Annotated in this window: 19 protein-coding genes; 11 read left to right on the top strand and 8 right to left on the bottom strand. The window is 49.3% G+C overall.

Going from position 1 to position 17809, the window contains the following annotated elements:
• Window positions 1-47: 47 nt before the first annotated feature.
• The 8 genes from cyaY to J3B89_RS17585 all read left to right on the top strand — a co-directional run bounded on the left by cyaY (window position 48) and on the right by J3B89_RS17585 (window position 6312).
• Complete coding sequence (gene cyaY / locus J3B89_RS17620; RefSeq protein WP_215398830.1) at window positions 48-365, top strand: iron donor protein CyaY; 318 nt, start codon at window positions 48-50, stop codon at window positions 363-365.
• Window positions 366-391: 26 nt separating this feature from the next.
• Window positions 392-1072: an alpha/beta hydrolase gene (locus J3B89_RS17615; RefSeq protein WP_215398831.1), complete on the top strand. Its 681-nt coding sequence runs from the start codon at window positions 392-394 to the stop codon at window positions 1070-1072.
• Between the two features lies 1 nt (window position 1073).
• Window positions 1074-2003 (top strand): hydroxymethylbilane synthase, encoded by a 930-nt coding sequence (gene hemC, locus J3B89_RS17610; RefSeq protein WP_215398832.1) that lies wholly within the window; start codon window positions 1074-1076, stop codon window positions 2001-2003.
• Window positions 2000-2767, top strand: a complete 768-nt coding sequence (locus J3B89_RS17605; RefSeq protein ID WP_215398833.1) for a uroporphyrinogen-III synthase — start codon at window positions 2000-2002, stop codon at window positions 2765-2767. Before hemC ends, J3B89_RS17605 begins: the two co-directional genes overlap by 4 nt.
• A complete protein-coding gene (locus tag J3B89_RS17600) occupies window positions 2764-3900 on the top strand; it encodes a uroporphyrinogen-III C-methyltransferase (protein WP_215398835.1) in 1137 nt (378 codons plus the stop codon). Before J3B89_RS17605 ends, J3B89_RS17600 begins: the two co-directional genes overlap by 4 nt.
• Window positions 3897-4976: a heme biosynthesis HemY N-terminal domain-containing protein gene (locus J3B89_RS17595; protein WP_215398837.1), complete on the top strand. Its 1080-nt coding sequence runs from the start codon at window positions 3897-3899 to the stop codon at window positions 4974-4976. Before J3B89_RS17600 ends, J3B89_RS17595 begins: the two co-directional genes overlap by 4 nt.
• 6 nt (window positions 4977-4982) lie before the next feature.
• Window positions 4983-5501, top strand: coding sequence for a DNA-deoxyinosine glycosylase (locus tag J3B89_RS17590; protein ID WP_215398839.1), 519 nt, complete (start codon window positions 4983-4985; stop codon window positions 5499-5501).
• A gap of 76 nt (window positions 5502-5577) precedes the next feature.
• Window positions 5578-6312: a hypothetical protein gene (locus J3B89_RS17585; protein ID WP_215398840.1), complete on the top strand. Its 735-nt coding sequence runs from the start codon at window positions 5578-5580 to the stop codon at window positions 6310-6312.
• On the opposite strand, the gene J3B89_RS17580 is transcribed toward J3B89_RS17585, so the two are convergent.
• Entirely contained in the window at window positions 6313-6723 is a 411-nt protein-coding gene (locus J3B89_RS17580) for an acyl-CoA thioesterase (RefSeq protein ID WP_215398842.1), read from the bottom strand. It abuts the gene before it with no gap.
• 159 nt (window positions 6724-6882) lie between these two features.
• On the opposite strand from J3B89_RS17580, the gene J3B89_RS17575 reads away from it, so the two are divergent.
• The gene (locus J3B89_RS17575) at window positions 6883-8202 is read left to right on the top strand and encodes a TonB family protein (RefSeq protein WP_215398843.1); all 1320 of its coding nucleotides are present in this window, start codon (window positions 6883-6885) and stop codon (window positions 8200-8202) included.
• Between the two features lie 50 nt (window positions 8203-8252).
• Here the strand turns inward: J3B89_RS17575 and fre are convergent, their stop codons facing one another.
• The 3 genes from fre to ubiD are packed head-to-tail and all read right to left on the bottom strand — an operon-like array spanning window position 8253 to window position 10752.
• A complete protein-coding gene (gene fre / locus J3B89_RS17570) occupies window positions 8253-8960 on the bottom strand; it encodes an NAD(P)H-flavin reductase (RefSeq protein ID WP_215398845.1) in 708 nt (235 codons plus the stop codon).
• Window positions 8961-8986: 26 nt separating this feature from the next.
• Window positions 8987-9265 (bottom strand): 2Fe-2S iron-sulfur cluster-binding protein, encoded by a 279-nt coding sequence (locus J3B89_RS17565; protein WP_215398846.1) that lies wholly within the window; start codon window positions 9263-9265, stop codon window positions 8987-8989.
• Window positions 9262-10752, bottom strand: coding sequence for a 4-hydroxy-3-polyprenylbenzoate decarboxylase (ubiD, locus tag J3B89_RS17560; protein WP_215398847.1), 1491 nt, complete (start codon window positions 10750-10752; stop codon window positions 9262-9264). The genes J3B89_RS17565 and ubiD overlap by 4 nt, the downstream gene beginning before the upstream one ends.
• 229 nt (window positions 10753-10981) lie before the next feature.
• On the opposite strand from ubiD, the gene J3B89_RS17555 reads away from it, so the two are divergent.
• Window positions 10982-11752, top strand: coding sequence for an EAL domain-containing protein (locus J3B89_RS17555; RefSeq protein WP_215398848.1), 771 nt, complete (start codon window positions 10982-10984; stop codon window positions 11750-11752).
• 56 nt (window positions 11753-11808) lie between these two features.
• On the opposite strand, the gene J3B89_RS17550 is transcribed toward J3B89_RS17555, so the two are convergent.
• Complete coding sequence (locus tag J3B89_RS17550) at window positions 11809-14304, bottom strand: TonB-dependent receptor plug domain-containing protein (RefSeq protein WP_215398850.1); 2496 nt, start codon at window positions 14302-14304, stop codon at window positions 11809-11811.
• Between the two features lie 215 nt (window positions 14305-14519).
• Here J3B89_RS17550 and J3B89_RS17545 point away from each other — a divergent pair, with 215 nt between their 5' ends.
• Window positions 14520-15692: a cystathionine beta-lyase gene (locus J3B89_RS17545; RefSeq protein ID WP_215398851.1), complete on the top strand. Its 1173-nt coding sequence runs from the start codon at window positions 14520-14522 to the stop codon at window positions 15690-15692.
• Between the two features lie 70 nt (window positions 15693-15762).
• On the opposite strand, the gene J3B89_RS17540 is transcribed toward J3B89_RS17545, so the two are convergent.
• The 3 genes from J3B89_RS17540 to J3B89_RS17530 all read right to left on the bottom strand — a co-directional run bounded on the left by J3B89_RS17540 (window position 15763) and on the right by J3B89_RS17530 (window position 17795).
• A complete protein-coding gene (locus tag J3B89_RS17540; RefSeq protein WP_215398854.1) occupies window positions 15763-16002 on the bottom strand; it encodes a hypothetical protein in 240 nt (79 codons plus the stop codon).
• Between the two features lie 8 nt (window positions 16003-16010).
• Window positions 16011-16313 (bottom strand): hypothetical protein, encoded by a 303-nt coding sequence (locus J3B89_RS17535; RefSeq protein ID WP_215398855.1) that lies wholly within the window; start codon window positions 16311-16313, stop codon window positions 16011-16013.
• Window positions 16314-16862: 549 nt separating this feature from the next.
• Window positions 16863-17795, bottom strand: a complete 933-nt coding sequence (locus J3B89_RS17530; protein ID WP_215768303.1) for a hypothetical protein — start codon at window positions 17793-17795, stop codon at window positions 16863-16865.
• Window positions 17796-17809 lie beyond the last annotated feature (14 nt).

The raw sequence follows: 17809 nt of genomic DNA, 5'->3' as shown, positions 1-17809 counted from the left end.
CGCTCTATAATCGCATCCTTAGCGATAAAAGCAAACAGGTGAAGCAGATGAATGACCTAGAATATGATGAATTGGCCGACAATACGCTGTTGGCAGTAGAGCAGGCGGTAGAAGATGCCGATGCTGATCTGGATTATGAATCGCATGGCGGCTTGCTTAGTATCAGCTTTGCTGACCACAGCAAAATTATTATCAATAAGCAGCCGCCGTTGCACCAGTTGTGGGTAGCAACTAAATTTAACGGCCATCACTTTGAATGGCATGGCGATAAGTGGATTGATAACCGTACCGGTGCTGAGTTCTGGCAACTGCTGAATGAAGCCGCTGCTAAGCAGGCGGGTAAGCCTCTTGATCTGGCGCCTTAAGCGCGCCGACGTTTTGGAATGGTGTAATGGCGTTACTTCCTTTTGTTGATGTTAAAGCGCAGGGCGATACCCGCTCTGCTGTAGTATGGCTGCATGGCCTGGGCGATTCCGGCCATGGTTTTTCGCCTATAGTACCCGAGTTGCGTTTACCGGCAGATGCCGGTGTACGGTTTTTGTTTCCGCATGCACCAGAGCGCCCGGTTACTGTTAACGGCGGCATGCGAATGCGTGCCTGGTACGATATTAAAACCATGGATTTAACCAACCGTGCTGACGAAGACGGTGTGCGTGAGTCTGCCGCTGCAGTACAGCAATTGCTGGATAAACTGATTAGTGATGGCATTAGCAGCGAGCGTATTATACTGGCCGGCTTTAGCCAGGGCGGCGTTATTGCACTGCATTTATTACCGCGTTTGCCGTACAAGCTGGCTGGCGTAATGGCGTTGTCCACCTATATGTGCGCACCGCAAAAGTTAAAAGAAGAAGCCAACAGCATCAATAAAGCTACTCCGGTTTTAATAGCGCATGGCAGCCAGGACCCTGTAGTGCCAATGGCCGCCGGCCAGCAGGCATTTCATACGCTGAAAAACGCCGGTTTTAACGTCAACTGGCACGAATACCGCATGCCGCACAGCGTATGTCCGCAGGAAGTAGCTGATATCAGCAGCTTTATTCAGCGGCGTTTACTGAACCCGATAGCAGGTTAATATGAACAACATTCGTATCGCAACGCGCAAAAGTGCGCTGGCGCTGTGGCAAGCCGAGTATGTTAAAGCTGAGCTGCTACGCCATCATCCGCAGTTGACAGTAGAGCTGGTGCCCATGTCGACGCAGGGCGACAAAATTCTTGATACACCGCTGGCCAAAATTGGTGGCAAAGGCTTATTTGTTAAAGAGCTGGAGCAAGCCATGCTGGAGGGGCGTGCTGATATTGCCGTACACAGTATGAAAGATGTGCCGGTGGAGTTTCCTCCCGGCTTGATGCTGCACACTATTTGCCCGCGGGAAAACCCGCAGGACGCTTTTGTTTCTAATCAGTTTAAGAGCTTAGAGCAGTTGCCACAGGGCGCTGTGGTAGGTACATCCAGCCTGCGCAGGCAGTGCCAGATAAAAGCCCTGCGGCCCGATTTAACCGTGCGCGACCTGCGCGGCAATGTGAATACCCGGCTGACGAAGCTGGATAACGGTGAGTTTGCCGCTATTATTCTGGCCGCAGCAGGTTTGATCCGGCTGGGTTTTGAGCAGCGGATAGCCAGCTTAATGCCGGTAGAAACCAGCCTGCCAGCCAATGGTCAGGGTGCTGTCGGTATTGAATGCCGCAGCGACGATATTGCCGTACAGCAACTGCTGGCACCGCTGGAACACGCGCCAACCCGTAGTTGCGTGCTAGCCGAGCGGGCCATGAACCGCAAACTGCAGGGCGGATGTCAGGTACCTATTGGCGCTTTTGCCGTGATAGAGGGCGATAGCCTGTGGCTGCGTGGCCTGGTAGGCGCCGTGGATGGCAGCGAAATTATCCGCCATCAGTTGCGTGGCCCGGTCGCACAGGGTGAGCAAATAGGTGCCGAACTGGCAGAATACCTGCTGTCACAAGGTGCAGACCGTATTTTACAGGCGGTATATCAGGCTGCGCCATGACAGAGCGTACCGCAACAGAGGCCATACCATTTTTAATTACCCGCCCGGCCGGTAAGGCAGATAACCTGCTGGCCACGCTGGATGAAAGCGGTATTGCCTATTTGTATCAGCCATTAATCACCACTACGCAGGTGGCGCTGAAACCGCAGGATCAACAGTTTTTGCAACACGCCGATATACTGATCTTTGTCAGTGTCAGTGCAGTAAGTTGTCTGCAAAACCAAATTGATACCGCTTTACTTAAAGCACCGTTATTTGCCGTAGGCCAAACTACTGCGTCGGCTTTACAGCGCTGGTTGGCGCGTGAAGTAATAATACCTGAAGATCAGCGCAGTGAAGGCTTACTGCAATTACCGCAGTTGCAGCAAGTGGCGGGTAAACAAGTCGTGGTTGTGCGCGGTAATGCCGGGCGCGAACTGATTAAACAAGGCCTGGTAGCCCGTGGTGCAACAGTACGTTATGTGCAAAGCTATAAGCGTGTGCCGCTGCCGCTGGACGGTGCTTTACTGTGCCAGCAGTGGCAGCTGGCTGGCATTCGTTGTATTGTGGCTACCAGCAATGAGATTTTACAGCAGTTATTCAGCCTTATCAGCGCTGTGCATCATCACTGGTTGCAACAGTGTGACTGGGTGCTGGTTAGCCCACGCATGCAAGACAGTGCTTTAGCGCTTGGTATCGCCGCTGAGCGTATTACGCTTGCCGATAATGCCAATGATAGTGCTTTACTGGCTGCAATAAGCCAGCTTAAGAGGGAATATCAATGAGTGACACCTTAGAGCGTGCAACAGAAGAGCGCGCAACAGAAATGGACGCGCCATTGCAGCAGTTAAAGCAACAAATAGAAACAGAACCTACAGCGCGCAGCAAGGGGAGCTTTACCGGTGGGGTAAGTTTATTGCTGGTACTGGCGCTGGGGGGCAGCTTAGCCGCAGGCGGTTACTACTGGGCATGGCCACAATGGCAAAATTTGCAGCAGCAAACTCATATGTTGCAACAAAGTCAGCAGCGTTTAACCGAGCAAAGCCAGCAACAACAAGATATCAGCAAGCAATGGCAACAGCAGTTACAAACAGAACAACAGCAGCGTTTGGCCCAACTTGAGCAAAATCTGACACAACAACAGCAACAACTGGCCGCGCAAAGCCAGGCACAAATTCAGGCGTTGCGCCAGTTAGTGCAAGAACGCGACAGTGCACCACCAAGGCACTGGTTATTGGCAGAGGTAGAATATTTGCTGCAACTGGCGTCACAAAAAGTCTGGTTAGAGCAGGATTTTGCCACTGCCCGTGCATTATTAGCCAGCGCCGATGAAAAGCTGGCTAATCTGGACGACCCATCGCTGCTGCCTGTACGCCAGGCTATAGCGGCAGACAACGAGCAACTAAGCCATATTACGTTGCCGGATTTAACCAAAGTACATATTCAGCTGCAGCAAATGCGTAAAGCAACCATGGTATTGCCGTTAAAACAGCAGGATAAAGCCGCCCAGCCTGAGCTTAAACCAGACACCGACATTCAGAACTGGCGCCAGACGCTGAGCTACTACTGGCAGCAAAGCTGGAGCAAATTAATTCAGGTACGCTCTGCGGTACCTGAGGATTACTTTAGTTTAACCACCGAACAACAGCTGATGCTGCGTGTAAGTTTAAATCAGCAATTACTGCTGGCAGAGCTGGCGGCAATGCAAAAGCAGCAGCAGGTCTACGCTGCAGCATTGCAGCAAGCCAGTGATCAACTGCAGCGTTATTTTAGCAGCGAAGACGAAGTTGTTGTGCAGTTAAGCCGGCAACTGGCCTTGCTGGCTGCTGTAGACGTTGCTGTGCCGCAGGCATCGCCGTTAACCAGCCTGGCACAGTTGCAGCAATATCAGCAACAACTAACGGAGAGCGGCTTATGATCCGCTGGCTATTGCTTATTTTGGTGCTGGCCGCCGCAATGTTGCTGGGACCTGCGTTGGTAAACAACCCTGGCTATATCAAAGTGATTCTGGCCGGGCGGGTATTTGAAATGACTGCGCTGGGTTTAATTGTTGCGTTGTTACTGGCTGGCATAGCCGTGTGGTTGCTAAGCATGCTGCTGCGCAAGATATTACGCTTGCAGCATCTGTCGTTTAATTTTTTGCGCTGGCGCCGCCAACGCAAAGCCCAACAGGCGTTTGAACTGGGGTTGCAGGCCTATGCCAAGCAGCAGTGGCAACTGGCCAGCCAGCATTTAGGCAAAGCCTGTGCCGATGATTTTATGCATAGTGAAAAGCGCCTGATGGCCGCTTATGCTGCGTTTTATGCCGGTAATGTCGCTTTGGCCAACAGCCATATCGAAACCATGGATGAAGACAACAGTAGTACGGCTTTTATTCAGGCCGATTTATTGTTGCAGCAAGGCCAGGCCGCACAGGCATGTGTGCTACTGGCCGAAAAAGTAACGGCAGATACCGAAGATAAAGGCCTGGGCCAGCTGTATTTATATGCACTGCAGCAAGCCGGGCAGTGGCAGCAATTATTGCAGATGGTACCGGCGGCAATTAATCAACAATGGTTTGACAAAGATAAATGGCAGCAGCAGCGCTTTAATATTTATCCGGCGGCAATAAGCCAGCTAAGCCAGCAACAGCGTTTTGATGAAAGCGCAGAATACTGGCAAAATTTACCGGCCAAAGAACGCAAGTCTACCGCCGCGAACATCGGCCGTGCCTGGGCCCTGGCACAAAGTGGCCAGAATGACGCGGCCGAAAAGCTGCTGCTCAGCCACTTACAACTGGCAGAGCTGCCGCAGCTGCTGCCATATATCCGGCAAATCCCGCTGGGTAAGTCGGTGCTGAAATTACGTAAACAAACTCAAAGCTGGTTGCGTGATCATGGTAGCAATGGCTATTTATATGCGCTGCTGGCTTATCTGGCACAGCAGGAAGGTGAGCTGGAGCAGGCCGAACTGGCGCTGCAAAAAGCCAGACAGTATGAGCCAAAGCTTGGTTGATAGGCAATGGCTGACGGAGCTATCACCGGGCTGGCCGCGCTCAGCCCGCCACAGGCCAGGGTATTGCTGCTAGGCAGTATGCCCGGCGCCGCCTCGCTGGCGCTACAACAATACTATGCCCATCCGCGCAACCTGTTTTGGCCAATAATGGCAGAGCTGGCCGGGTTTTCTGCTAATTTGCCGTATCAGGAAAAAGTGCGTGCACTTAACGCCAGCGGCATTGCATTATGGGATGTGATCGCCAGTTGCCAGCGTGCAGGCAGTCTCGACAGCGCTATCCGTGATGAGCAGGTAAATGACTTTGCCGGTTTTTTTGCTAACCAACCCAATTTAGCGGCTATTGGTTTTAATGGCGGCAAAGCCTGGCAAAGTTTTAAGCGTCATGTTTTACCGTTACAGATTGTACCCACCGGTATTAAACTACTTACCCTGCCTTCAACCAGCCCGGCCCATGCGGCGCTGGGTTTTACTGAAAAACTACAACAATGGCACCAGCTTAGCCCTTTTTTGCTTAATGCAAATTAACACTTTGGCCGCGGAATTAATTAATAGCTACCGGGTCTGATATTAACTTAACCACTGCTGCATGGATGGCTGATTTTTGTCAGGTGTTACTTCTGCTATAAAACGTTGGGCTGCCGATTATGCCGGCGCTACACTGTTGGCTTTGCTGCTGCATGCATTGCTGCTGATCTATTTGTTGCAGCTTAAATTTACTCAAATGCCGCCGCCAAAACCTGTTGCGCCTGTAGTGTCGTATTTATATCAGCCACCACCAGTACCCGCTATTGCAGCGCAAGCCGAAAGTAATACCAGCGCGCCAGTGCCGGCGCCTGCAGCCTTGCCCACCGAGCCATCAGCAGAAGCAGAGCCGGAAGTTACTGCGTTAGCTGGCGCAGCTAACCCGGCAACGGAGGCGGATGTAGTGAACGAAAAACAGCCGTTAACGGTTGTAGCACCTTCTGCGGCCGAGCCGGAGCAGCACAACAGTGCCGGACTGGCTCAGCGTGCATTAAGCAGTGCTGCAGCGCCGTCTGCCCGTGCTATGGAAGATGCTGCAGCGGCCAGTTACCAGCAGTTTTTACAGGCACAGCAACAGCCGAAAATGACAGTAGAAAAGCGGCATCAGGAGTTGAGCGCCGATCCGGCGCAGCAGGTGGTGGTGCAAATGAATGACGGCAGACAGATTATCCGTACCAGGGACGGCTGTCGCATCGCCGACCCGACTAAAGATGGTTTTGACGGCCTGATGGCCGCAAGGATGGTGCCATGCGGCGATGAAGCAAATACCAGCGAGCTGTTAAAACAGGCGCTGGAAAAACATCTGAAGCGCTGATTATTGCTCTGCGATATGCTGTTCTAAGCGGGTTTTCAGCTCGCCTTCGATGGCCACTGCTTTACCGGTTTTCTGATCCAGGCAAACAAAAGTGACCTGAGCATCAGCGGCAATAGCATCTTTACCGGCAATCCGCACTTCCTGTGTTACTACCGCACTTTTGCCGCCAACCTTGCTAAAACGGGTGAATACTTCCAACTGATCGCCCATAGTGGCCGCCACTCGGTAGTTAATATTAATGTTTACAATTACCCAGGCCAGGCCATGTTTGGCAAACCAGTCGATATCACCGCTATCTTCTAAATAGCTCCAGCGGGCTTCCTCTAAAAACTCCAGATAACGCGCATTGTTTACATGCTGGTAAATATCTAAATGGTAACCACGTACTTTAATCAGGGTTTTATGTGTCATATCAAATAAACCATAAGGGCTAGAGATCTGTGATTGTTACATAGAAAAACTGGCCTTACCAGTTGTCAGGTATCATGGATTTGATTCTGAACAAAAATTTTACAATTGAATGGTATTTAGGTAATTTAGATGAAGCTGATTAGACACAAGGATTGAGTTATGCGTTACATGTTAAGTTTGTTATTTATGTTAGGTACCACTGTGCAAGCCGACATGCTCAGTGCGTTAAAAGCCTATGAGGAAAAAAACTACATCGAAGCACAGTTGCAGTTTGCTGAGCTGTTACCGCTGGCTAATGAACAGGCAATTTTTAATTTGGGGGTGATGGCATATCAGGGTGAAGGGCAGGAAAAAGATCTTACCAAAGCATTGGCGTATTTTATGCTGGCAGCAGAATTGAAGTATGAGCAGGCATCAACGTTGCTGGTAACTTTATCTGCTAAAGCATCAGAGCAACAGTTAGAGCAGGTAACGCAGCAGTTTGAGCAGCTAAAGCGCAACTTAGTGATTACCGCAACAGATTTAGATAAACGTCGTGATGCCAGCCTGCCGCAACCTATTAAGCGAGTGCCTCCTGAGTATCCGATAAGTGCAGCAAAAAATGGCCTGTTTGGTTATGTGAAAATGCGGTTTCTGGTGAATGAAGCTGGCTTAGTTACGGCAATTGATACCCTGGATACTTTTCCGGAAAATACCTTTGAGAAATCAGCGGTAAAAGCAGTTAAAAAATGGCGCTATGAACCCAGCGGACAACAGCATTTAATGGAAGTCAGGCTTGATTATTCGTTGGGTAGAGGTGTGAAGGTTTCGGCAGTAGAGAAAATAGCTTTGGGTAATAAACTTTGGGATTATGCAGTATTAGGGGCACCACAACACCAGTTGGCTTTAGGTACTTTACTGTCTCTTGTTGAGATACAAAGTGGTAATAGCTTTTGGTATGACCCTGAATTGCCATTAGTGGCACAAGCAGATTTTTCGTCATTTGAAAGTCTTGCGACATTAAAGCCTGCCTTCGATGGTTTTTGGGGGAGTGCGTTAGTGCGTGTAGCTAAGGATGGCACTATTACCGAGCAGATTGATGCTACGTTTGAAGCCAAAAGCGAATTAACCAGTTTGGTTGGTTTAACGCTCAAAGGTAAAGTTGAAACCGATGTATACCGGATTGTGCGCAATTCAGATGTTGTAGGCTCAAGAAGTATTAATGTCACGCCATACTTAAGATTATCCCGTTCAATGTCTGGTATGTTCTGGTGGGAGCAAGCGGCGAAAAACGGCAATATTGATGCTCAGCGGATTATGGCCGCTTATGACAAACAATGGGAAGACTATTTGCTTAGCAAAGATGATGCGGAAGTTATGGCATGGACCGGCACCAGACTCATCTTAGAGGGCCAGCGTGCGCAAGGCATGCAGTTACTGGAACAGGCAGTCGCGAAGAACTATGAACCTGCAACTGAGCTAAAAAAGCAGTTGATGTAGTCTTTGTTTGAATTAAGCAGAAAAAACGCCCGTTCAGGGCGTTTTTTATATCAGATATAGGCAAAGGCATCGGCAAACATATGTTCGCGCTGGGCGCCTTGTTCAATAAAAGCACTGCGTACTACACCCGCCATGGCAAAAGGTCCGGCGACGTATATATCGTAAGCCTCCAGTGAGACAAAATCATTTAACACGGCTTCGTGTACCATACCGCTGCGGCCCTGCCAGCTGTCATCCGGGTTTTGTATTACCGGAATAAAGCGGTATTTGCTGTTTTGTGCAGCCCAGGCCTGCATAATATCGGCATGATATAAGGCGCTGTGCTCACGCACGCCCCAGTACATAAATACCGGCCGGTCCAGCCTGGCGGCGGCAATAGCTTGCGCAATGCTGTAGATATAAGAAAAGCCGGTACCACCGGCCAGCAAAATAAGCGGCCGCTCGCTGTCGGCTCGAAACTGTGCATTACCTAAACCAATTTCAGCCTGCACCGGTTGTTGCAGCTGATGTTGTTGCATCAGATGCGCCAGTGCCTGGCTGGCGTAAGGATCGGCCACTGCACCACCAATATGCAGTTCCAGCTGGCTTTGGCCCGGTATACTGGCGATGGAAAAAGGCCTTTTGTCGCTCTCGCTTAAGCACAACTGTAAATACTGGCCACTGGCAAAACTTACTGGCTGTGCCGGCGTTAACAACACCCGGTTTACGGTTGGGGTGAGGGCTTCAATTAAATCTACGTTACAGGAAATTGTTGTCATAGTGCTCTTCGCAATGGCCTTACGGCTTAGCCACGGATAAAAGGGTGGTGTAAAACCAGATCAGTTTTCGGGTAGGCTAAACAACAGTAAGTAAACTGCTGTTGTTTGTCCAGTTCGGTAAGCGGTTGTGGTTCGTTGTAGCGCACCTCACCACTTTTTAGCTTACAGACACAGCTTGTGCATACGCCCTGACGGCAGCGGTTAGGAAAATCTATTCCATTACGTAGCGCGGCAGCAAGGATGGTTTCACCTTGCTGCACGGCAAAGCTTAGTTGCGCCGGTGTGATGGTAACCAGATAACTCACGGTAATGTGTCCTTTAGCGGCAATGTAATACCCAGTGTGTGCCAGATATCATCTATGCGTTGTTTTACGGCCGGGTCCATTACTATGGGTTCGCCCCATTCGCGCGTAGTTTCGCCAGGCCATTTATTGGTGGCATCCATACCCATTTTTGAACCTAAGCCCGATACCGGTGAGGCAAAATCCAGGTAGTCAATCGGCGTGTTTTCAACCAAAGTGGTGTCGCGTGCCGGGTCCATCCGGGTGGTAATGGCCCAGATCACGTCCTGCCAGTCGCGGGCATTAATGTCGTCATCACAGACAATAACAAACTTGGTATACATAAACTGGCGTAGGAACGACCAAACCCCCATCATCACACGCTTGGCGTGGCCGGGATATTGCTTTTTCATCGTCACAACAGCCAGCCGGTACGAGCAGCCTTCGGGCGGCAGATAAAAATCGGTAATTTCCGGAAACTGCTTTTGCAGTATTGGCACAAAGACTTCATTTAGCGCAACGCCCAGAATAGCTGGCTCATCTGGTGGCCGGCCGGTGTAGGTGCTGTGATAAATAGGATCTTTGCGCCGGGTTATATGGGTAACGGTAAATACCGGAAAGTTATCTACTTCATTGTAGTAACCGGTATGGTCGCCGTAGGGGCCCTCTGGCGCCATTTCGCCCGGTTCTATGTAGCCTTCCAGCACAAACTCAGCGCTGGCCGGTACCTGCAAATCGTTGCTGATACATTTAACTACTTCAGTATTATCGCCGCGCAGCAGGCCGGCAAAGCCGTACTCTGATAAGGTATCCGGCACCGGTGTTACCGCGCCCAAAATGGTGGCAGGATCCGCACCCAGCGCCACTGCTACCGGAAAGCGCTGGCCGGGGTTGGCTTTTTGAAACTCGTAAAAATCCAGTGCGCCGCCGCGGTGCGACAGCCAACGCATAATCAGTTTATTTTTACCCAGTAATTGCTGGCGGTAAATACCAAGGTTTTGCCGCTCTTTATGCGGCCCTTTGGTAACGGTTAAACCCCAGGTAATTAACGGCGCGGCATCGCCGGGCCAGCAGGTCATAATAGGCAGTTGAGTTAAATCAACCTCGTCGCCGGTTAGTACAACGTCCTGACAGGGGGCTTTTTTTACCTGTTTGGGCGACATATTCAGCACCTGCTTAAAAATAGGCAGCTTGCTAAAGGCGTCTTTTAGGCCTTTTGGTGGCTCGGGCTCTTTTAAAAAAGCCAGTAATTTGCCTACTTCACGCAGTGCAGAAACCTCTTCCTGGCCCATGCCCAATGCCACCCGTTGCGGGGTACCAAACAGGTTAGCCAGCACCGGAATGCTACTGCCTTTGGGGTTTTCAAATAAAATGGCCGGGCCACCGGCGCGCAGGGTGCGATCGGCAATTTCGGTCATTTCCAACACCGGATCTACTTGTGCTGTTACCCGTACCAGTTCGCCACGTTGTTCCAGCTGTGCAATAAAATCACGTAAATCTTTATACTTCATAGCGGCCTTTTAACAGCAAAAGGGCATAGTTACGCCACAAATGCCACTTAGATCAGAATGATGACATTATACAGCTCTGTGCTGCTCATGCCAGTTTTAGCCTGCTATGCGGCTATGATGTTTAGGTGGCGGCATTTGTAAAAATGCAGATCGGTACAATATCAGTGGCAAGATAACAGCAACAGCGTTAAAGTCATTTCATCAACTGGCTAAAGTTAACCAATAGTTTATGCAGTTTCCCGACAGTATTAAGCAGCAAACCTGCCGTGATTGTTTAAGCGGCAACGCGCTTGGCTTTCAAATTCGTATGGCGTTTCAACCGATTATCGACTGGCAAACTAAAGCTGTATTTGGCCATGAGGCGCTGGTACGGGGGCCTCAGGGTGAAGGCGCTGGCTGGGTATTCCAGCATGTTAATGACAACAACAAATATTACTTTGATCAGGCTTGTCGGGTAAAAGCTATAGAAACAGCAGCCCGTTTGGGCTGTAACACTGTTTTGCATATCAATTTTTTGCCCAACGCAGTATATAACCCCGACACCTGTATTAAAGCTACCATCGAGGCGGCCGATTTATACGGCTTTGACCTGCGTCGCCTGGTTTTTGAAGTAACTGAAGGTGAGCAAATTCCCGACAAAGAACATTTAAACCGTATTTTTCGCAGTTACGCTAAGCGCGGCTTTCAAACAGCCATCGATGATTACGGTTCAGGTTTTGCCACGCTTGATTGGTTAGTTGAACTAAAACCACATATTTTGAAGCTGGACATGCAGCTTATACGCAATATAGAACAAAACCCGGCCAAGCAATTTATTGTTGAGCAAACCATTGCGCAGTGCGGGTTGCAGGGCACTAAAGTGTTGGCAGAAGGTATTGAAAGCAAAGCCGAACTGGATTACCTGACCTCAGTGGGTATTCGTTATCTACAGGGGTATTATTTTGCCAAACCTCAGCTTGAGACGCTGCTTGAAAGCTGGCAGATTGATAGCCTGCAGTAAAAAGGCGCCTTAGTTTTATCAAAAAAGGCGCCTTGGTTTTGTCAGAACGTGTGTGATCAGAAGTTGTAGCTGATTTTGGCGTAAATTAACCGGCCGGAGCGGCCATAGGGCGAATAGTTAGAGTACGGTGTATTACCGGTGCTATTCAGCGCCACCGGGAAGGCTTCAGGGTATTGATCAAAGATATTATCCATACCCACCGCCAGCCGCCAGCTGTCAGTTACATCAAGCCGGCCTTCAATATCTACCAGTGTTCTGGCACCCAGCGTAAAGTCGGTTGCGGCTGTAGTACCCGGTGTTAACACTTCACCATAACGGGTGGCCCTTAAGGTAGCGCCAACCCGCTCGAGGCTCCAGTTTACAATGGCACCGAGTTTGTCTTTCGGGTTGCCTTTTTCAAAGGTAAGTACGTTTACGCGGCCGAATAACTCCGGTGCCGGGTCCAGCGCGGCCAGCTCGTCGGTTTGCGGTGTACGGGTAACTTTGGTTTCGTTGTAGTTAGCTACGAAAGTTAAATCAAAATCGCCCAGCGCAGCGGTAGGTAATGCCCAGTTTACAACCAGATCAATACCTTTGGTTTCAGTGTCTACGCCGTTAATAAAGAAGCGGCCGCCACCTATGCCAATAAAACCCTGATCAGTAAGATAATCGCGCACATTAGCTGCGGTAAGGTTTTCTGACAGCACGATACGATCGTCAATATCAATCTGGTAACCATCAATAGTGACCGATACATCGCCAACACGGAACACGGTACCTAACGACAGGTTAACTGACTTTTCGGCGTCCAGCTCCCGGGCGCCTAATGCTACAGCAACCGGGTCATTAACCGGAAAAGTCGTGATATCAAACGGCACGCCGTTGATAAAGTTGGTTGAGGTACTGGTAAAATATTGCTGTTGCAGCGAAGGTGCGCGAAAGCCATTTTGCAATGAACCACGTAATGCAAAACTGTCGGTAATATCGTAGCGCAACGCCAGTTTGCCGGTAAGATTGCTGCCAAAATCTGAGTAATCTTCAGCCCGCACGGCAACCGAACCTAACACGTTGTCAGTAAGGTTGGCTTCCAGATCGACAAAAACGCCAACCGATTCGCGGCTTTCGTTTACCTGATTAGCCGGCCTGAACCCCGGAAACACCTGCGCACCCGACTGGGTAGGGTTGCCGTTGGGTAGTAATACACCGCCATTGATGTAAGAGCCCGGTTCGCCGGCAAAAATGGTGTAGCTTTCACGGCGCAGTTCTATACCAGTTGCCAGGTTAACCGGTGAAGCAAAGGCTGGTACATCGAATGAGGTTACGGCTGAAAAGTTACCGACAACCTGATCATAGTTAAAGCCACCGGCGTCAAATTCAGTTGCACTGGTGGGGCCAATAGAGCGGTTAACGGTGTTCTCAATGGTAAACTCCATTTCGTTAAAACCGTATACTACAGAAGCATCAAAGCTCCAGTCACCCATGTCCCACTCGTAACCAATGGCTGAACTGGTATCGGTGACATCGGGGGCAATAATCGGCAGAAAGCCGTCGGGGTGTACTTCAATAACATTGCGATCGTCCAGCGCCCGGCGAAAGAAGCCGCCGGATTTTGCCGCTCTGTCCTGGTAACTCAGCCAGCTGTACAGTTTGCCGGGGCCTACATTAATTCCGGCGTTAACAAACAGGGTAAACTGTTTTACTTCAGGTTCACCGTACCAGGCGTTAAAACGCTCTATTGTTTGTTCACGTGGGTCAAACTCACCATTTACCAGCGGATATTGCTGGCGATGATCGTAGCCCCCGCGCTCGGTGCGATCAGCATCTTTATATTCAACCGCTACTGTAACAAAACCCTGATCGGCCAGGTTAAAGCCTTTCCAGCCGGATAAATTCACCGTTTCGCCATCACTGACACCACGTTCTATCCGATCCGGTGCACTCCAGGTGGCACCAGCCGGTGGCGGGGTAGTCGGGGTGGTGTAGTTACTTTCACGGTAACCGTAAGATGCGGTAAAATTACCGCCTTCACTGGCTTCACGCAGGCGTACGTTTAATACCCCGGCAATAGCATCAGAGCCATATTGGGCTGAGGCACCATCGCGTAATACTTCAATAGCACTTACTGCACCCATCGGAATAGTATTCAGATCTACCGCCGATGAACCGCGGCCGACAGTACCGTTTACGTTAACCAAAGATGCCGAGTGGCGCCGCTTTGAGTTAACCAGCACCAGCGACTGATCCGGGCCAAGGCCGCGTAGTGTTGCCGGGCGGATAGTGTCAGTGCCATCAGCAAGGCCGGGGCGGGGAAAGTTAAATGAAGGTAAGGCTACCGACAGTGCCTGATTCAGCTCTGTAGTGCCGGAGCGCTCCAGTGTCACCGCGCTGACAATATCAATAGGTACGGCAGTATCGGACACTGAGCGGCCGGCTACACGGGTACCGGTTACCACAATTTGCTCTATTTTTTCGTCTTCTGCACCGGCAGAGCCGGTTTGCTGCGCAGATAACCCCGGGGTAATCAAAACTGCAGCAATAGCCAGTGTTAATGGTGTAAGGGTAAAGTTGCGCATCTGTTTTTCTCCTAGTTATTTTCAAAACCCTAGATGTCGTTGTAACCTTTGTCAAACAAGGCTTGGTGAATTCCAGAGTGGGCTACGCGCTTCAGCAATTACTGCAGCAGACGACAAGCGTTTAACCTTATGGCAATATAGCAGCTATATTGCAGACATCCAGAAGTCTTTATACCTGGCTTAAATTGAAATGGTTTACTGACAAGGGCAGAAAAATGAAAAAAGATACCCGGCTTATTCATGCCGGCCGCAGCAAAAGCTATACCGGCAGCGTAGTAAATCCGCCAGTGGTGCGGGCCTCCACTATAGTGTTTGATACCTTTGCACAGTTAAAACACGCCACGCAAAACCGCGGTAACCGGGTGCCGTTTTATGGCCGCCGTGGCACCGACACCCATTTTGCCTTGCAAGAAGCCATCTGCGAGCTGGAAGGCGGTGCCGGTTGTGCGCTGTATCCGTGTGGTGCCGCAGCCATTAGCGGGGCACTGCTGGCTTTTTTAAAAAACGGCGATCACCTGTTAATGGTTGACAGCGCCTACGAGCCAACACGAAGCCTGTGCGACAAGCTTTTGGCCGGGCTGGGAATTGACATAACCTATTACGATCCGCAAATAGGTGCGGCGATTAGTAGCTTAATTAAACCCAATACCAAAGTGATTTTTCTCGAATCGCCAGGCTCGCTAACTTTTGAAATGCAGGATATTCCGGCTATTACCGCTGTGGCGCGCCAGCACAATATCATCACTATTTTAGACAATACCTGGGCCTCGCCCATTTTATGCAAGCCATTTGAGTTGGGGGTAGATGTGTCGGTACAGTCGGCCACCAAATATATTGTTGGCCATTCCGATGTGATGCTGGGCACCGCCAGTGCCAATGAAAAACACTGGCCGCAACTGCGTGAACACAGCTATTTAATGGGTTACTGTGCCTCAGCCGACGACGCCTACACTGCGCTACGTGGTTTGCGCACTTTGTCGGTGCGGTTGAAGCAGCACGAGCAAAGTGCACTTAAAGTAGCTAACTGGCTGGCGCAAAGGCCGGAGGTTGAAACCGTGCTACACCCGGCCCTACCAACACACCCGGGCCATAGCATTTTTCGGCGTGATTTTAGCGGCAGCAACGGCTTGTTTTCCTTTGTGTTAAAGCAGGGCAGCCAGCAGCAGGTAGAAGCCTTTGTTGAAGGTATGGCACATTTTAAAATGGGCTTTTCCTGGGGTGGTTATGAAAGCTTAATTACCGCCACGATGAAAGTGCAAAACCTGCGCAGCGCCACCACCTGGCCATACAGCGGGCCGTTAATCCGCCTGCATATCGGCCTGGAAGATGTAGAAGATTTACTGGCAGATTTGGAAGCAGCTTTTGGGCGGTTTAATCAGGCAAGCTGAGGCAGTACAGCTAATTCAAGCAGCAGCGGTGAATTAAGAAACCGCTGCTTTTACTTCGCCACGTTCTAAGCTATTTCACGACTTTGAATTTTGACAATCGCTGTTCTTTGTCAATAGTGATATCTTCAGCCACCGTTTTTTCTGGCATTAAGTCACTGGCTTTTTTCGGGCCGACAGATCTTCCAACACCAACATCGTGACATTCTTCAGGAATATCAGCGTTAAAAAGCTCTTCAGCTCTTTTTCTTAATTTTTCCAGCAGCCATTCGTCAAATTCAGGCGTACCTGCAGGCGGTTTTTCGATATGCATCAATTACCTCACAAATTACGCCACAAATAGGTTGGCACGTTGCTAGCCTTGCCTTGTCGCAACGTAAAGCCAAAACTTTCGTAATACTTTACAACATTAGCATTCACAGGCCGCATTATGCGAATTTGTTCAGCACCAATAAGAGATGCATATGCTTCACATGCTAAAACGGTAATTTCAACAACCTTGCGTTTTAACGGATGATTTTCAGGAGCACCCTCTAAAACGTCAAGCCGTATTTTAGAACCGTTGTACGTTGGTTTGCCGACAGATAAACCGCATAGCTGTGTATTGGCATACCAAATTGCCAAGTCGAATCGCTAGGGGTGGCGATAAGCATATTTTCTAAAACCTGTGTCTCCGCTCCAACTCCACACGGCATCATCGCTCCGATCCAGGCTAGCCTCCCACCTTTCAGCATGAGCAAGTGATAAAGAGTCTATTTGCCTTAGCGAGACTCTGTCAGCGTAGGTTGGTGAAATTACTTTCTGAGCCATTTCCAGGCTCTTTGCTCTAAATTCATCATAGTGTTTTTCAGTAAGTGCATGCGAGGCTTGCATATGTATTTATCCTTTGATTTAAAATTTATATGGTTTTAGTTTACATTTAAATTTCAAAAAATAAACCAATAAACAACTTTTGACTTTGGTTTGAGCTTATAGCAACGGAATGGCTGTTTCTATTGCATAACCGCGAAGGTTACGGTTTGATACTCATCGAGCAGGTACAGCAGGTGAGCGTTTGATGAGGCAGGCGACAGGCAGATAAAGCAGTTGATCTTGCTGATGGACAACAGACTGGCCGCCAACGCGGCCAGAAGAGCGGTTTTAACCTATTGACTCCGGGAAGGCTCATATGTGTTATGTTTTGTTGATGCCGAGATTAAGTTCATACCCTTTCTTATACTCAAAATGCAAAGCGGTTGTAATACTCTTTAGATATGAATATATGCACATTGCTTTATTAACGATTCCTTTATCTGCTGAAACCAGTGCGTTGCAATAGGAAGCCATACCGATATGCTGACCGTCAGACATAATGTTCTTTATTTTTTCTCGCTTAGCTAATCCCTTGTCAGGACTTATACCAATCATATTTAGAACTATATGTGCACCTGATATGGCCCCATGTTGAGTGTGCTGTACACCCTCAATTCCAGGAATTGGCTCAAATCCAAAAAACTGATTTTTTGTGACATTAGGAATTGATGGAGAAATTAAACCCCAAACTTCATCTATTGCAGAACTAGATTTCTCGATATTTTTTCGAGCTTCACTTGTGACGCCGAAGGCTTTTCTTGTTTTGTCTATTGGCATGCTCTCTTTCAGATGTTCTTCGATCGAAGCTTTCAACTCGTCCGAAACAACAGACGCCTTTTCAATTATCTGTTGACGCCGCTCATCGTCGATAATGCTTGTGATTCTTTCTATTTCTTCCCGCATTTGGTCTGGCGTTTCACTAAGCTCTTTGAAGTTATCCGCCCCAAAAGATCGAATAAGATGCTCTACCATATGGTCTGCAACATCCTCATACCCCGCTATAGCATCTAAGTGCTGCTCATACCTCGTATAAGGGTCGATGTAGTCGCGAAGAACGATATTGCCTACAGACTGGAACTCTTCATTCAGAACATCACTAATCTCTACAGCTCTCAGTAATCGCATACCCTCAAGAGCGTCAGTATTCCCATTCCTATGTATTTCATCTAAATGAACGTGGGAATAAACCCAAATAAACCGCTCCGGTTCACGAATAGAGATATCTCCGCATGCCAAGTATCTGTAGACGTTCATGTCAGCGTATATTA

Origin of the sequence: Rheinheimera oceanensis, from assembly GCF_018831085.1 — a bacterium.
Classification (GTDB): domain Bacteria; phylum Pseudomonadota; class Gammaproteobacteria; order Enterobacterales; family Alteromonadaceae; genus Alishewanella; species Alishewanella oceanensis.
This window is presented reverse-complemented; position numbering and strand designations above follow the sequence as displayed.

What these genes read in the sequence shown, in the direction of transcription:
- J3B89_RS17595 (WP_215398837.1), top strand. Translation starts at nt 3,897, where the DNA reads ATGATCCGCTGGCTATTGCTTATTTTGGTGCTGGCCGCCGCAATGTTG.
- J3B89_RS17550 (WP_215398850.1), bottom strand. Translation starts at nt 14,304, where the DNA reads ATGCGCAACTTTACCCTTACACCATTAACACTGGCTATTGCTGCAGTT.
- fre (WP_215398845.1), bottom strand. Translation starts at nt 8,960, where the DNA reads ATGACAACAATTTCCTGTAACGTAGATTTAATTGAAGCCCTCACCCCA.
- J3B89_RS17555 (WP_215398848.1), top strand. Translation starts at nt 10,982, where the DNA reads ATGCAGTTTCCCGACAGTATTAAGCAGCAAACCTGCCGTGATTGTTTA.
- J3B89_RS17590 (WP_215398839.1), top strand. Translation starts at nt 4,983, where the DNA reads ATGGCTGACGGAGCTATCACCGGGCTGGCCGCGCTCAGCCCGCCACAG.
- J3B89_RS17600 (WP_215398835.1), top strand. Translation starts at nt 2,764, where the DNA reads ATGAGTGACACCTTAGAGCGTGCAACAGAAGAGCGCGCAACAGAAATG.
- J3B89_RS17545 (WP_215398851.1), top strand. Translation starts at nt 14,520, where the DNA reads ATGAAAAAAGATACCCGGCTTATTCATGCCGGCCGCAGCAAAAGCTAT.
- ubiD (WP_215398847.1), bottom strand. Translation starts at nt 10,752, where the DNA reads ATGAAGTATAAAGATTTACGTGATTTTATTGCACAGCTGGAACAACGT.
- J3B89_RS17580 (WP_215398842.1), bottom strand. Translation starts at nt 6,723, where the DNA reads ATGACACATAAAACCCTGATTAAAGTACGTGGTTACCATTTAGATATT.
- J3B89_RS17575 (WP_215398843.1), top strand. Translation starts at nt 6,883, where the DNA reads ATGCGTTACATGTTAAGTTTGTTATTTATGTTAGGTACCACTGTGCAA.
- J3B89_RS17540 (WP_215398854.1), bottom strand. Translation starts at nt 16,002, where the DNA reads ATGCATATCGAAAAACCGCCTGCAGGTACGCCTGAATTTGACGAATGG.
- J3B89_RS17605 (WP_215398833.1), top strand. Translation starts at nt 2,000, where the DNA reads ATGACAGAGCGTACCGCAACAGAGGCCATACCATTTTTAATTACCCGC.
- hemC (WP_215398832.1), top strand. Translation starts at nt 1,074, where the DNA reads ATGAACAACATTCGTATCGCAACGCGCAAAAGTGCGCTGGCGCTGTGG.
- cyaY (WP_215398830.1), top strand. Translation starts at nt 48, where the DNA reads ATGAATGACCTAGAATATGATGAATTGGCCGACAATACGCTGTTGGCA.
- J3B89_RS17530 (WP_215768303.1), bottom strand. Translation starts at nt 17,795, where the DNA reads ATGAACGTCTACAGATACTTGGCATGCGGAGATATCTCTATTCGTGAA.
- J3B89_RS17615 (WP_215398831.1), top strand. Translation starts at nt 392, where the DNA reads ATGGCGTTACTTCCTTTTGTTGATGTTAAAGCGCAGGGCGATACCCGC.